Origin of the sequence: Kosakonia sp. MUSA4, from assembly GCF_013085925.1 — a bacterium.
In the GTDB taxonomy this organism is placed as follows: Bacteria; Pseudomonadota; Gammaproteobacteria; order Enterobacterales; family Enterobacteriaceae; genus Kosakonia; species Kosakonia sacchari_B.
Genome location: NZ_CP025697.1, coordinates 597,933 through 612,773, shown reverse-complemented (window position 1 = coordinate 612,773; position 14,841 = coordinate 597,933). Strand labels below are relative to the sequence as shown.

At 56.6% G+C, this 14,841-nt stretch carries 9 protein-coding genes; 7 read left to right on the top strand and 2 right to left on the bottom strand.

Annotation, left to right across the window (positions count from 1 at the left end):
• Window positions 1-33: 33 nt before the first annotated feature.
• Complete coding sequence (gene araC / locus C0557_RS02900) at window positions 34-879, bottom strand: arabinose operon transcriptional regulator AraC (RefSeq protein ID WP_208657432.1); 846 nt, start codon at window positions 877-879, stop codon at window positions 34-36.
• A 338-nt stretch (window positions 880-1,217) separates the two neighbouring features.
• Here araC and araB point away from each other — a divergent pair, with 338 nt between their 5' ends.
• From araB to rluA, 6 genes are all read left to right on the top strand, one after another.
• The gene (gene araB, locus C0557_RS02895; protein ID WP_208657431.1) at window positions 1,218-2,909 is read left to right on the top strand and encodes a ribulokinase; all 1,692 of its coding nucleotides are present in this window, start codon (window positions 1,218-1,220) and stop codon (window positions 2,907-2,909) included.
• Window positions 2,910-2,919: 10 nt separating this feature from the next.
• Window positions 2,920-4,422 carry an L-arabinose isomerase gene (araA, locus tag C0557_RS02890; protein ID WP_208657430.1) on the top strand — a complete coding sequence of 501 codons (1,503 nt, stop codon included), beginning with the start codon at window positions 2,920-2,922 and terminating at the stop codon, window positions 4,420-4,422.
• Window positions 4,423-4,564: 142 nt separating this feature from the next.
• On the top strand, window positions 4,565-5,260 hold the full coding sequence (gene araD, locus C0557_RS02885; RefSeq protein ID WP_074774944.1) for an L-ribulose-5-phosphate 4-epimerase: 696 nt from the start codon (window positions 4,565-4,567) through the stop codon (window positions 5,258-5,260).
• Between the two features lie 73 nt (window positions 5,261-5,333).
• Window positions 5,334-7,691 carry a DNA polymerase II gene (gene polB, locus C0557_RS02880; protein ID WP_208657429.1) on the top strand — a complete coding sequence of 786 codons (2,358 nt, stop codon included), beginning with the start codon at window positions 5,334-5,336 and terminating at the stop codon, window positions 7,689-7,691.
• Between the two features lie 160 nt (window positions 7,692-7,851).
• Window positions 7,852-10,758, top strand: coding sequence for an RNA polymerase-associated protein RapA (gene rapA, locus C0557_RS02875; protein WP_208657428.1), 2,907 nt, complete (start codon window positions 7,852-7,854; stop codon window positions 10,756-10,758).
• An 11-nt stretch (window positions 10,759-10,769) separates the two neighbouring features.
• Window positions 10,770-11,429 carry a bifunctional tRNA pseudouridine(32) synthase/23S rRNA pseudouridine(746) synthase RluA gene (gene rluA, locus C0557_RS02870; RefSeq protein ID WP_208657427.1) on the top strand — a complete coding sequence of 220 codons (660 nt, stop codon included), beginning with the start codon at window positions 10,770-10,772 and terminating at the stop codon, window positions 11,427-11,429.
• A gap of 37 nt (window positions 11,430-11,466) precedes the next feature.
• Here rluA and djlA read toward each other — a convergent pair whose 3' ends face one another.
• Window positions 11,467-12,294: a co-chaperone DjlA gene (gene djlA, locus C0557_RS02865; RefSeq protein WP_007373114.1), complete on the bottom strand. Its 828-nt coding sequence runs from the start codon at window positions 12,292-12,294 to the stop codon at window positions 11,467-11,469.
• A 196-nt stretch (window positions 12,295-12,490) separates the two neighbouring features.
• Between djlA and lptD the strand changes: the two genes are divergently transcribed.
• Window positions 12,491-14,833, top strand: coding sequence for an LPS assembly protein LptD (gene lptD / locus C0557_RS02860; RefSeq protein ID WP_208657426.1), 2,343 nt, complete (start codon window positions 12,491-12,493; stop codon window positions 14,831-14,833).
• Window positions 14,834-14,841 lie beyond the last annotated feature (8 nt).

The window sequence follows — 14,841 nt, the reverse complement described above, 5'->3', positions numbered from 1 at the left end:
AATGCCGACCCTTTTATTGCCAAACTTTACGTTTTATTCGCACCCCGCGCGAAATTCGCTGGGACTGGCGCCGGTGCATTTTTTAAATACCCGGGAAAAATAGAGCTGATCGTCAAAGCCTACATTGCGCCCAACGCTGGCTATCGGCATCCGCGTGGTGCTAAGCAGCAATTTTGCCTGGCTAATGCGCTGATCCTCGCGCCAGCTCAGCACACTCACGCCCAATTGTTGACGAAAAAGGTGCGACAGCCGCGACGGTGACAGACAAACATGTTGCGCTACGCTGGCGATATCAAAATGGTTGTCCGCCAGATGATCGCTGATGTACTGGCAAGCGTCGCGCACGCGGTTATCCAGCGGTGGATGCAACGATTCGTTGATCGCCTCCATGCGCCGCAGCAATAGCTGTTCCAGCAGATTGATCGCCAGCAGTTCAGCGTAACGCCCGCCGCTTTGCCCGGCATCGATAATTTGCGCAAAAAGTTCACGAAAATAGTGCATATTGCCGTCATCAGGACGGTAAAATCCCGTCTGGGAAAACAACGTCGGCCAGTTAAGCCACTCGTGCCAGTAGGCGCGCGGGCGGAAGTAAACCCACTGGTGATACCACTCCGACGCATCAGGATGACGACCGTAGTGGTGAATTTCCCCCGGCGGAAACAGCAAAATATCGCCAGGGCGGCAGATAAACTGCTTACCGCCGTTTTTTACCACTCCTTCTCCCTTCACCGTCAGGTTGAGGATATAGCCCTTCATCCCCAGCGGCCGATCGATGAAAAAGTCGAGATAGCCTTCCGAATCAATCGGCGTTAAACCCGCAACCAGATGCGCGTTAAACGAATACCCAGGCAACAGTGGATCGTTTTGTGATTCAGCCATAAACGCAATACTCCCATACCCGGTAAGGAAACCAATTGTCCATATTGATAAACCCCTCATCCTGTGGCGGCCCGCCGCCCTGAGGCGCTGTACACTGGTACGGATTAATCCCGCCAGACAAAAGCAATTACGCCTCTTTTTCGCCCTGAAACAGGCTGAAAAGGGATAACGAAAGTGTCTATAAAGGTGGCAGAAATGTCCACATCGAATTTTTGCACGGCGTCACACTTTGCATTGCCATAGCATTTTTATCCATAAGATTAGCGAATCCTGCCTGACGGTTTTAAGCGCCGCTCACTATGGTTTTCCTAACGGTTATTTTTCATGGAGCAACACACATGGCAATCACAATTGGCCTCGATTTCGGCAGCGATTCAGTACGTGCGCTGGCGGTAGACTGTACATCCGGGGCGGAGATCGCCACCAGCGTTGAGTGGTATCCGCGCTGGCAGGAGGGGCGTTATTGCGATGCGCCGAACAATCAGTTCCGCCACCATCCGCGCGACTACATCGAGTCGATGGAAGCCGCACTAAAAAGCGTGCTGGCTGAACTCAGCGTCGAACAGCGCGCAGCGATTAAAGGCATCGGCGTGGACAGTACCGGCTCAACGCCAGCGCCAATAGACGCGGAAGGGCGCGTGCTGGCGTTACGCCCGGAGTTCGCCGACAACCCGAACGCCATGTTTGTGCTGTGGAAAGATCACACCGCCGTCGAAGAGGCAGAAGCCATCACCCGCCTGTGCCATAGCGCCGGTAAAACTGACTACTCACGCTACATTGGCGGCATTTATTCCAGCGAATGGTTCTGGGCCAAAATCCTGCATGTCACCCGCGCCGACAGTGTCGTTGCTCAGGCGGCCGTTTCCTGGATTGAACTGTGCGACTGGGTGCCAGCCCTGCTCTCCGGAACGACGCGCCCGCAGGCGATTCGTCGCGGACGTTGCAGCGCCGGGCACAAATCGCTGTGGCATGAAAGCTGGGGCGGCCTGCCACCGGCAGCCTTCTTTGACGAGCTGGATCCAATTATCAATAAACACCTGCGCTGGCCGCTGTTTACCGACACCTACACTGCGGACCTGCCGGTCGGCACGCTGACCGCCGAATGGGCGCAGCGCCTGGGACTTTCCGAATCCGTGGTGATTTCGGGCGGCGCATTCGACTGCCATATGGGCGCCGTCGGCGCGGGCGCACAGCCCAACACGCTGGTGAAAGTGATTGGCACCTCGACCTGCGACATCCTGATCGCCGACAAGCAGAGCGTCGGCACTCGCGCGGTGAAAGGGATTTGCGGTCAGGTGGATGGCAGCGTAGTGCCCGATTTTATCGGCCTTGAAGCCGGGCAATCCGCTTTTGGCGATATCTATGCCTGGTTTGGCCGCGTCCTCGGCTGGCCGCTGGACCAACTGGCGCAGCAGCATCCGGAACTGAAAGCACAAATTAAAGCGCAGCAGAAACAGTTGCTGCCGGCCCTGACTGACGCCTGGGTTAAAAACCCGTCACTCGAACATCTGCCGGTCGTGCTCGACTGGTTTAACGGCCGTCGCACACCCAACGCCAACCAGCGTCTGAAAGGGGTGATCACCGATCTTAATCTGGCGACCGATGCGCCCGCGCTGTTCGGCGGCCTGATCGCCGCCACCGCCTTTGGCGCGCGCGCCATTATGGAGTGCTTCACCGAGCAGGGCATCGCCGTGGATAACGTGATGGCGCTCGGCGGTATTGCCCGCAAAAACCTCGGCGTGATGCAGGCCTGCTGCGACGTACTTAACCGCCCATTGCAGGTCGTGGCCTCTGAACAGTGCTGCGCGCTGGGTGCCGCGATTTTCGCCGCCGTAGCGGCAGAGGTGCATGCGGATATCCCGGCAGCACAGCGCTCGATGGCCAGCGCCATTGAGAAAACCCTACAGCCTTCGGCGCAGGCGCCACAGTTTGAACGGCTCTACCGCCGCTACCAACAGTGGGCGAAAAGCGCCGAACAGCACTATCTCCCTTCCGCCGCGACAACCTCGCAGGCCGCGTTAACTCATTAAGGACAAGATCATGACTATTTTCGACAATTATGAAGTATGGTTCGTTATTGGCAGCCAGCACCTGTACGGCCCGGAAGCCCTGAAACAGGTGACAAAGCATGCCGAGCAGGTGGTCAACGCCCTTAATGCGGAAGCGAAACTGCCCTGTAAGCTGGTGCTGAAGCCGCTGGGAACCTCGCCGGATGAGATCACCGCAATCTGCCGCGACGCCAACTACGATGACAAATGCGCCGGAATGGTGGTGTGGCTGCACACCTTCTCTCCGGCCAAAATGTGGATTAACGGCCTGACCATCCTCAATAAACCGCTGCTGCAATTCCACACCCAGTTCAACGCGTCCCTGCCGTGGGACAGCATCGATATGGACTTTATGAACCTGAACCAGACCGCGCACGGCGGCCGCGAGTTCGGCTTTATCGGCGCGCGCATGCGTCTGCAACACAGCGTGGTCACCGGCCACTGGCAGGATCGCCATGCCCATGTGCGTATTGGCGCGTGGATGCGTCAGGCGGTTTCCAAACAGGATACCCGCCATCTGAAAGTGGTGCGCTTTGGCGACAACATGCGTGAAGTGGCGGTGACGGACGGCGATAAAGTCGCCGCGCAGATTAAGTTTGGCTTCTCGGTGAATACCTGGGGCGTCGGCGATCTGGTGCAGGTGGTGAACGCGGTCAGCGACGGCGATATCAATGCGCTGGTTGATGAATACGAAAGCAGCTACCGCCTGACACCTGCGGCACAGGTTCACGGCGACAAACGCCAGAACGTGCTGGATGCCGCGCGCATCGAACTGGGGATGAAACGCTTCCTTGAGGAGGGCGGTTTCCATGCCTTTACCACCACCTTCGAAGATCTGCACGGCCTGAAACAACTGCCGGGTCTGGCGGTGCAGCGTTTGATGCAGCAAGGCTATGGCTTTGCCGGTGAAGGCGACTGGAAGACCGCCGCGCTGCTGCGCATCATGAAAGTGATGTCCGGCGGTTTAAGCGGTGGCACCTCCTTTATGGAGGATTACACCTACCACTTTGAGAAAGGCAACGACCTGGTGCTGGGTTCTCACATGCTGGAAGTGTGCCCGTCTATCGCCCTCGATGAGAAACCGACGCTGGATGTGCAGTACCTGGGTATCGGCGGCAAAGCCGATCCGGCACGCCTGATCTTCTCGACCAAAACAGGACCGGCGATCAATGCCAGCCTGATCGATCTGGGCGATCGCTTCCGCCTGCTGGTGAACTGCGTCGATGCGGTCAAAACCCCGCACGATCTGCCGAAACTGCCGGTGGCGAATGCGCTGTGGAAAGCGCAGCCGGATCTGCCGACCGCTTCCGAAGCCTGGATCCTGGCGGGCGGCGCGCACCACACCGTCTTTAGCCACGCCCTGACGCTGGACGATATGCGCCAGTTCAGCGAGCTGCATGACATCGAACTGACGGTCATCGACAACGATACTCGTCTGCCAGCGTTTAAAGATGCGCTGCGCTGGAACGAAGTCTATTACGGTGCAAAACGCTAATCCCTGATGCTCGCGCCCGGTGGCACTTCGTTTACCGGGCCTGCGGGTTTCCCTGGCCGGATAAACATTAGCGCCATCCGGCAATGGAAGATCCCGTAGGCCGGATAAGCGTAGCGCCATCCGGCAATAGCAGGAGAAAGAAATGCTCGAAGATCTTAAACGTCAGGTGCTGGAAGCCAACCTCGCGCTGCCGAAACACAATCTGGTGACGCTGACCTGGGGGAATGTCAGCGCGGTTGATCGCGCGCGCGGCGTGCTGGTGATCAAACCGTCTGGCGTCGATTACAGCGTGATGACCGCCGACGATATGGTGGTCGTCAATATCACCACCGGAGAAGTGGTTGAAGGCAACAAAAAACCGTCGTCGGATACCCCAACGCACCGCCTGTTATACCAGGCTTTTCCTGGCATTGGCGGCATCGTGCATACCCATTCCCGCCATGCCACCATCTGGGCGCAGGCTGGCCAGCCGATTCCGGCAACCGGCACCACGCACGCGGACTATTTTTACGGCGAGATCCCCTGCACCCGTAAGATGACCGATGACGAAATCAACGGGGAATACGAGTGGGAAACCGGCAATGTGATTGTCGAAACCTTTGAAAAACAGGGTATTGATCCCGCCCAAATGCCCGGTGTGCTGGTGCATTCTCACGGGCCTTTCGCCTGGGGGAAAAACGCCGATGACGCGGTGCATAACGCGATTGTGCTGGAAGAAGTGGCGTATATGGGCATCTTCTGTCGCCAGCTCGATCCGCGCCTGCCCGCCATGCAGCAAACGTTGCTGGATAAACACTACCTGCGCAAACACGGCGCTAAAGCTTACTACGGTCAATAACTGTATAAAACCACAGCATAACTGCATAAACCAGGCTATAATCTCGCCTGGTTTTATTTTATGAGAGAACGCTGTGGCGCAGGCGCGAGAAGGCTTTTTATTAACCCGGCACTGGCGGGATACCCCTGGCGGCACAGAGGTGGAATTCTGGCTGGCGACGGATAACGGCCCGTTGCGCGTTGTGCTGCCGCCGCAGGAGTCGGTGGCCTTTATCCCCGCCGCGCAGGTGGAAATGGCCCGCCGCCTGTTAAGCAATGAAAAACAGTGGCGACTCACGCCGCTCGAACTGTGCGATTTCCACCGCCAGCCTGTGTTCGGCCTCTATTGCCGCGCTCATCGCCAGCTGATGCGTCTGGAAAAGCTGCTGCGCGAAGGCGGCGTAACGCTCTACGAAGCCGATGTTCGCCCGCCGGAGCGCTTTCTGATGGAGCGCTTTATCACCGCGCCGGTATGGGTGGATGGCGAACCGCAGGGCGACGCGCTGATCAATGCTCGTCTCAAACCCAATCCCCACTATCGCCCGCCGCTGAAATGGGTGTCGCTGGATATCGAAACCAGCCGCCACGGCGAGCTTTACTGCATCGGTCTGGAAGGCTGCGGGCAGCGCACGGTCTATATGCTGGGGCCAGAAAACGGCAGCGCGCAGGGGCTGGATTTCGATCTGGAATATGTTTCCAGCCGCCCGCAACTGCTGGAAAAACTCAACGCCTGGTTCGCCGCGCACGATCCGGATGTCATCATCGGCTGGAACGTGGTGCAGTTCGATCTGCGCGTACTGCAAAAAAGCGCCGAGCGTTACCGCGTGCCGCTTACCCTGGGACGGCACGGCAGCGAGCTGGAGTGGCGCGAACACGGTTTTAAAAATGGCGTCTTCTTCGCGCAGGCCACTGGTCGGCTGATTATCGACGGCATCGAAGCGCTGAAGTCCGCTTTCTGGAATTTCTCCTCTTTTTCGCTGGAAGCGGTATCGCAGGAACTGCTCGGCGAAGGCAAAGCCATCGACAACCCGTGGGATCGAATGGACGAGATCGACCGCCGCTTCGCCGAAAATAAACCGGCGCTCGCCACCTATAACCTGAAGGATTGCGAGCTGGTGACGCGCATCTTCCATAAAACGGAGATTATGCCGTTTCTGCTGGAGCGCGCCACGGTCAACGGATTGCCGGTAGACCGGCACGGCGGTTCGGTCGCCGCTTTCAGCCATCTCTATTTCCCGCGCATGCACCGCGCAGGTTTCGTGGCGCCGAATCTCGGCGGTGTGCCGCCGCAGGCAAGCCCAGGCGGCTACGTGATGGATTCCCGTCCGGGGCTTTACGATTCGGTGCTGGTGCTGGATTACAAAAGTCTTTATCCCTCGATTATCCGTACCTTTCTCATCGATCCGGTCGGTCTGGTGGAAGGCATGGCGCAGCCGGAGCCCGCGTACAGCACCGAAGGCTTTCTTGGCGCGTGGTTTTCGCGCGAGAAACACTGCCTGCCGGAGATTGTCGGCCAAATCTGGCACGGGCGCGATGATGCCAAACGACAGGGAAATAAACCGCTGTCGCAGGCATTAAAGATCATCATGAACGCCTTTTACGGCGTGCTCGGCACCAGCGCGTGCCGCTTTTTCGATCCCCGGCTGGCGTCATCGATCACCATGCGCGGCCATCAGATCATGCGCCAGACCAAAGCGCTGATTGAAGAACAGGGCTTTGATGTTATTTACGGCGATACCGATTCGACCTTCGTCTGGCTGAAGAAGGCGCACAGCGAAGAAGAGGCGGCGCGCATCGGTAAATCACTGGTGGAACACGTCAACGCCTGGTGGGCGGCGCATTTGCAAAATGAGAGGCTGGAGAGCGCGCTGGAGCTGGAGTTTGAAACTCATTTCTGCCGTTTTCTGATGCCGACCATTCGCGGCACCGAGCAGGGCAGTAAAAAGCGCTACGCCGGGCTGATTCAGGAAGGTGATAACCAGCGCATGGTGTTTAAGGGGCTGGAAACGGTGCGCACCGACTGGACGCCGCTGGCGCAGCAGTTTCAGCAAACGCTCTATCTGCGCGTATTTCGTAACGAACCGTATCAGGATTACGTACGGGAGACGATCGCCAGCCTGATGGCGGGCGAACTGGATGAGCAACTGGTCTACCGTAAGCGTCTGCGTCGCGCGCTGGGCGAGTATGAGCGCAATGTGCCACCGCATGTGCGCGCTGCCCGGCTGGCCGATGAAGAGAACGTTAAACGCGGCCGCCCGGCGCAATATCAGAATCGCGGCACCATTAAATACGTCTGGACCACCAGCGGCCCTGAGCCGGTGGATTATCAGCGCTCGCCGCTCGATTACGATCACTACCTCAGTAAACAGTTACAGCCGGTCGCCGATGGAATTCTCCCTTTCATTGACGACGATTTTGCTACACTTCTTACGGGGCAACTGGGGCTGTTTTAATGGCGCATTTGCATTAAAGCTGCACTTTTCAGGCTATACGAATGTGACGTCATCCAGTACCATAGCGCCCTTCCTTTTTCTGGTCCCAATTTTGTTCGCGCCCGCCTCCCATCAGGCGGCGACGAGCTATTGCCTGCAATTTGAGATATAGAGTTCATTTATGCCCTTTACACTTGGTCAACGCTGGATTAGCGACACGGAAAGCGAACTCGGACTTGGTACAGTCGTTGCCATCGATGCGCGCACGGTTACGCTCCTTTTCCCCGCCACTGGAGAAAATCGTCTGTATGCCCGTAGCGATTCCCCGGTTACCCGCGTCATGTTCAACCCCGGTGATACAATTACCAGCCATGAAGGCTGGCAGTTAACGATTGAAGACGTAAAAGAAGAAAACGGACTGCTTGCCTACACCGGAACGCGTCTGGATACCCAGGAAAACGACGTTATCCTGCGCGAAGTGCTGCTCGACAGCAAACTGGTATTCAGCAAACCACAGGATCGCCTGTTTGCCGGGCAGATCGACCGCATGGACCGTTTTGCGCTGCGTTTTCGTGCCCGCAACTATCAAAGCGCGCAATACCGTATGCCGTGGAGCGGCCTGCGTGGTCAGCGAACTAACCTGATCCCGCATCAGTTGCACATCGCTCATGATGTCGGTCGCCGCTATGCGCCGCGCGTGCTGCTGGCGGATGAAGTCGGCCTCGGGAAAACCATTGAAGCCGGGATGATCCTGCATCAACAACTGCTCGCTGGCGCAGCGGAACGCGTGCTGATTGTGGTGCCGGAAACCCTGCAACACCAGTGGCTGGTGGAGATGCTGCGTCGCTTCAACCTGCGCTTCGCCCTGTTCGACGATGAACGCTATGCCGAAGCGCAACACGATGCGGACAATCCGTTTGAGACCGAACAACTGGTGATCTGCTCCCTCGATTTTGTACGCCGCAACAAGCAGCGCCTCGAACATCTTTGCGATGCGGAGTGGGATCTGCTGGTGGTGGACGAAGCGCATCACCTGGTGTGGAGCGAAAACGAAGCCAGCCGCGAATATCTCGCCATCGAGCAACTGGCCGAGCGCGTACCCGGTATTTTGCTGCTGACCGCCACGCCGGAACAGCTGGGCATGGAGAGCCACTTTGCCCGTCTGCGCCTGCTTGATCCAAACCGTTTCCATGACTTCGCCCAGTTTGTCGAAGAGCAGAAAAACTATCGTCCGGTCGCTGATGCAGTGGCGCTACTGCTGGCAGGCGAACGGCTTAGCAATGACGATCTGAATACGCTGAGCGATCTGGTGGGCGAGCAGGATATCGAACCGCTGCTGCAAACCGCCAACAGCGACCGCGACGGTGCAGTCGATGCGCGCCAGGAGTTGATCACTATGCTGATGGACAGACACGGCACCAGCCGCGTGCTGTTCCGTAACACCCGCAACGGCGTGAAAGGCTTCCCGAAACGCGAACTGCATACGGTTAAATTGCCGCTGCCGACCCAGTATCAAACCGCCATTAAAGTTTCCGGCATTATGGGCGCGCGCAAGAGTCTGGAAGAACGCGCCCGCGACATGCTCTATCCGGAACAGATCTATCAGGAATTCGAAGGCGATAGCGGCACCTGGTGGAACTTCGACCCTCGCGTAGAGTGGTTGATGGGCTACCTGACCAGCCACCGTTCCCAGAAAATCCTGGTGATCTGCGCCAAAGCGGCGACCGCGCTGCAACTGGAGCAGGTTCTGCGTGAACGCGAAGGCATTCGCGCGGCCGTGTTCCATGAAGGCATGTCAATTATCGAACGCGACCGTGCAGCCGCGTGGTTTGGCGAAGAGGACAGCGGCGCGCAGGTACTGCTGTGCTCGGAGATCGGCTCTGAAGGTCGTAACTTCCAGTTCGCCAGCCATCTGGTGATGTTCGATCTGCCGTTTAACCCGGATCTGCTGGAGCAGCGTATCGGGCGTCTGGATCGTATCGGCCAGGCGCACGATATTCAGATCCATGTGCCGTATCTGGAGAAAACCGCGCAGTCCGTACTGGTCCGCTGGTATCACGAAGGGCTGGATGCCTTTGAACATACCTGCCCGACCGGCCGCACAATTTACGACAGCGTCCACGGCGAGCTGATTAACTATCTGGCCGCGCCGGAAGACACCGACGGGTTTGAGCAGTTGATCAAATCCTGCCGCGAGCAGCATGACGCGCTGAAAACGCAGCTGGAACAAGGGCGTGACCGTCTGCTGGAGATCCACTCTAACGGCGGCGAAAAAGCGCAAGCCCTGGCAGAAAGCATTGCAGAGCAGGATGATGACACCGCGCTTATCACCTTTGCCATGAACCTGTTTGATATCGTGGGGATTAACCAGGACGATCGCGGCGAAAACATGATCGTTCTGACGCCGTCCGATCATATGTTGGTACCGGATTTCCCGGGCCTGCCGGAAGATGGCTGCACCATCACTTTCGATCGCGATGTCGCGCTCTCCCGCGAGGATGCGCAGTTCATCACCTGGGAACATCCACTGATCCGCAACGGTCTGGATCTGATCCTCTCCGGCGACACCGGCAGCAGTACCATTTCGCTGCTGAAAAACAAAGCGCTGCCGGTCGGTACGCTGTTGCTGGAGCTGATCTACGTTGTGGAAGCGCAGGCGCCGAAGCATCTGCAGCTTAACCGCTTCCTGCCGCCGACGCCGATCCGCCTGCTGGTGGATAAAAACGGCACCAACCTGGCCGGACAGGTTGAGTTTGAGAGTTTTAACCGTCAGCTCAGCGCCGTGAACCGCCATACCGGCAGTAAGCTGGTGAACGCGGTGCATCAGGATGTGCACAACATTCTGCAAAAAGGTGAAATGCAGGTTGAGAGCGCAGCGCGCACGCTGATTGATGCCGCCCGCAGCGAAGCAGACGAGAAACTCTCTGCTGAACTGTCGCGTCTGGAAGCACTGCGTGCGGTTAACCCTAACATTCGTGACGATGAACTGGCCGCTATTGAAAGTAATCGCCAGCACGTGCTGGAAAGCCTGGATCAGGCGAGCTGGCGACTGGACGCGCTGCGTCTGATCGTTGTGACGCATCAATAACGGAGCGGTTTATGGTGATGGAGCCTTACAATCCGCCGCAGGATCCCTGGCTGGTTATTCTCTATCAGGATGAGCACATTATGGTCGTCAACAAGCCCAGCGGCTTGTTGTCGGTACCGGGTCGTCTTGGTGAGCACAAAGACAGTGTGATGACGCGTATTCAGCGCGACTTTCCGCAGGCTGAATCCGTGCATCGCCTGGATATGGCTACCAGCGGCGTGATTGTGGTGGCGCTTACCAAAAATGCCGAACGTGAGCTAAAGCGCCAGTTCCGCGAGCGCGAGCCGAAAAAGCAGTATCTGGCGCGCATCTGGGGCCACCCGGAAAAAGCGGAAGGGCTGGTGGATTTACCGCTGATTTGCGACTGGCCGAATCGCCCGAAGCAGAAAGTGTGTTACGAAACCGGCAAGGCGGCGCAGACCGAATATGAAGTGTTGTCGCTGGATGATGACGGCAACGCCCGCGTGCGGCTGAAGCCGATTACGGGTCGCTCGCATCAACTGCGTGTACATATGCTGGCTATTGGCCATCCGATTCTCGGCGACCGCTTTTATGCACCACCGGAAGCGCTGGCGATGGCACCGCGTTTACAGCTACATGCCGAAACACTGACCATTACCCATCCGGAATTCGGCAATAGCATGACGTTCAAAGCACCGGTAGATTTTTAATACTCTCCCCCGACCGCGCGCCGGGGGAGTATTACGCTTAACGAAAACCCTTCTGCTCGCGAATCAGCTCGTAAGCTTTCTGAATTTCCTGCGCTTTTTGTTTTGCCATCTCCATCATCTCCGGCGGCAAACCTTTTGCCACCAGCTTGTCCGGATGGTGCTCACCCATCAATTTGCGGTAAGCACGCTTGATGGTTGTCGCATCGTCTGTCGGTTTCACGCCCAGCACATTACAGGCATCTTCCAGCGTCGGACCACGCTGCGCCTGCTGCCAGCCGCCGCCGTTACCACCTGCCTGCTGCTGATAATGGTAACCGCCGCCAAACTGCGCGCCGCCCTGCATCATGCGCAGGAATTGATCGAATTGCAGGCGCGAGATGCCCAGTTCCTCAGCAATCACATACAACACTTCGCGTTCGCTGGGGTGCAGAGAGCCATCGGCAAAGGCGGCCTGGATTTGAATTTCCAGAAACATCCGAATCAAATCGAAGCGGCCGAAACAGACGCTGCGGAACTGACGCATCTTGTCGCGAAGCGGGTAATTATCCGCTTTACCGTCGCGAAATGCGCGTTGTGCCGCCATACGCGATTCGCCGTGCAGATTCATGCGATCCATAAAAAGGCTGGCGACCTGGATGTCAGCTTCGGTGACGCGGCCTTTCGATTTGGTCAGATGCCCCATCACCTCAAAGGTGGTGGCGAAGAAGAGCGACTGACGTTCACGCTGGTTAGCAAACCAGGCCATTTTACGGCTGCGCGCCTTATCAAACATATGCCCGATAATCAGCCCCAGAACCGCGCCCCAAAAGCCGCCGCCCATGAAAAGAGCGATGACCACACCAACCACTTTTCCCCAATACTGCATATACTCCCCAAATCGTCATGCCGTCGGCTAAAATTTGCTTTATCATACCCGTCATTCAATGCCATGCACAGGCGCAGTCTTCTCTCCCTGGCTCGAACGCGGGCAGGATTAAAACTAGCGTTGCAAAGGCGAGTAAGTTAGTCTCAGACCGTTTGCCAGCGTAAAGCCACAGATGACGGAACAACAAATACAACGTATGAAAAAACGTATCCCCACCCTCCTGGCCACCATGATTGGCTCCGCCCTTTATAGTCAGCAGGGAATGGCAGCCGATCTTGCCTCGCAATGTATGCTTGGCGTCCCCAGCTACAATCGCCCGCTGGTACAGGGTGATACCAATAACCTGCCGGTGACGATCAATGCCGATCACGCAAAAGGCAACTACCCTGACGATGCCGTTTTTACCGGCAATGTCGATATTAATCAGGGGAATAGCCGTTTGCAGGCCGATGAGGTGCAGCTTCATCAGCAGCAGCCGGAAGGTCAGACAGACCCGGTACGCACAGTGGATGCACTGGGTAATGTGCACTATGACGATAACCAGGTCATCCTGAAAGGTCCTAAAGCCTGGTCAAACCTGAATACCAAAGACACCAACGTCTGGCAGGGTGATTACCAGATGGTGGGTCGTCAGGGGCGTGGCACCGCCGACCTGATGAAACAGCGTGGGCAAAACCGCTATACGATTCTGGATAACGGCTCCTTTACCTCCTGCTTGCCGGGTTCTGACACCTGGAGCGTCGTGGGTAGCGAAGTGATTCAGGATCGCCAGGAGCAGGTCGCGGAGATCTGGAATGCGCGCTTTAAACTCGGCCCCGTGCCGGTGTTCTATAGCCCGTACTTGCAGTTGCCGATCGGTGACAAACGCCGTTCCGGTTTCTTGATCCCGAATGCCAAGTACAGCACCAGTAACTATTTCGAGTTTTACCTGCCGTACTACTGGAACATTGCGCCAAATATGGATGCGACTATCACGCCGCACTACATCCATAAACGTGGCAATATTCAGTGGCAAAACGAATTCCGCTATCTGTCACAAGCCGGGGCTGGCCTGGTTGAATTTGACTATCTGCCGTCCGACAAAGTCTACGAAGATGAGTACCCGACGGAGAGCAACCGCCACCGCTGGTTATTCTACTGGCAGCATGCTGGCGTAATGGATCAGGTGTGGCGTTTTAATGCCAACTATACCAAGGTCAGTGACTCTCACTACTTCAATGACTTCTCATCGAAATACGGATCCAGTACCGATGGCTACGCGACCCAGATCTTCAGCGTGGGTTACGCGGTGGAAAACTTTAACGCCACGGTATCGACAAAACAGTTCCAGGTCTTTGACAGCGAAAACAGTAACTCCTATGCCGCTGAACCCCAGTTGGATGTGAACTGGTATCACAATGACCTTGGGCCGTTTGACTTGAGTGTGTATGGCCAGGCGGTTCATTTCACAAATACTAACGCTAACTATCCGGAAGCGACGCGTGTTCATCTGGAGCCGACGTTAAGTCTGCCCGTCTCCAACGACTGGAGCAGCCTGGATACTGAAGTGAAAATGCTGGCGACCCACTACCAGCAGAGCAATCTGGATGATTACAACGCAAGTAACAACACGGATTACAAAGAGACAGTCAACCGCGTCATGCCGCAATTTAAGATGGACGGCAAGATGGTGTTTGAACGTGATATGAACTGGGCGGAAGGTTATACCCAAACGCTGGAGCCACGCGCGCAATACCTGTATGTGCCGTATCGCGATCAGAGCCATATCAACAACTACGACTCAACGCTCTTACAATCCGACTACAGCGGGCTGTTCCGCGATCGCACCTACGGCGGGCTTGACCGTATCGCCTCTGCAAACCAGGTTACCACCGGCGTCACAACGCGCATTTATGATGATGCGGCAGTTGAACGTTTTAACGTTTCTGTTGGTCAAATTTACTATTTCACCGAGTCCCGCACCGGTGATGACAACATTAACTGGGAGAGAGACAACAAAACGGGGTCGTTGGTTTGGGCGGGTGATACCTACTGGCGCATCTCGGATCGCTGGGGTCTGCGCGGCGGCGTGCAGTACGACACGCGTCTGAATGCCATCGCCAACAGCAGCTCGTCACTGGAATATCGTCGTGATGAAGACCGTATGCTGCAACTGAGCTACCGTTACGCCAGCCCGGAATACATTCAGGCAACGCTGCCAAGCTACGCGACTTCCGCGCAGTATAAAGATGGTATTTCGCAGGTGGGTGCTGCCGGAAGCTGGCCGATTGCTGACCGCTGGTCGATCGTCGGGGCTTACTATTTCGACACTAATACACACAAATCCGCTGACCAGATGGTTGGCTTGCAGTACAACTCCTGCTGTTATGCTCTCCGCGTCGGTTATGAGCGGAAAATTAACGGCTGGCAAAATGACCAAAGCAAGTATGACAACGTCATCGGTTTCAACATTGAGCTGCGCGGTCTGAGTTCTAACTACGGTTTGGGTACGCAACAAATGCTGCGTTCAAACATTCTGCCGTACCGTAGTTCAATGTGATCTGTTTG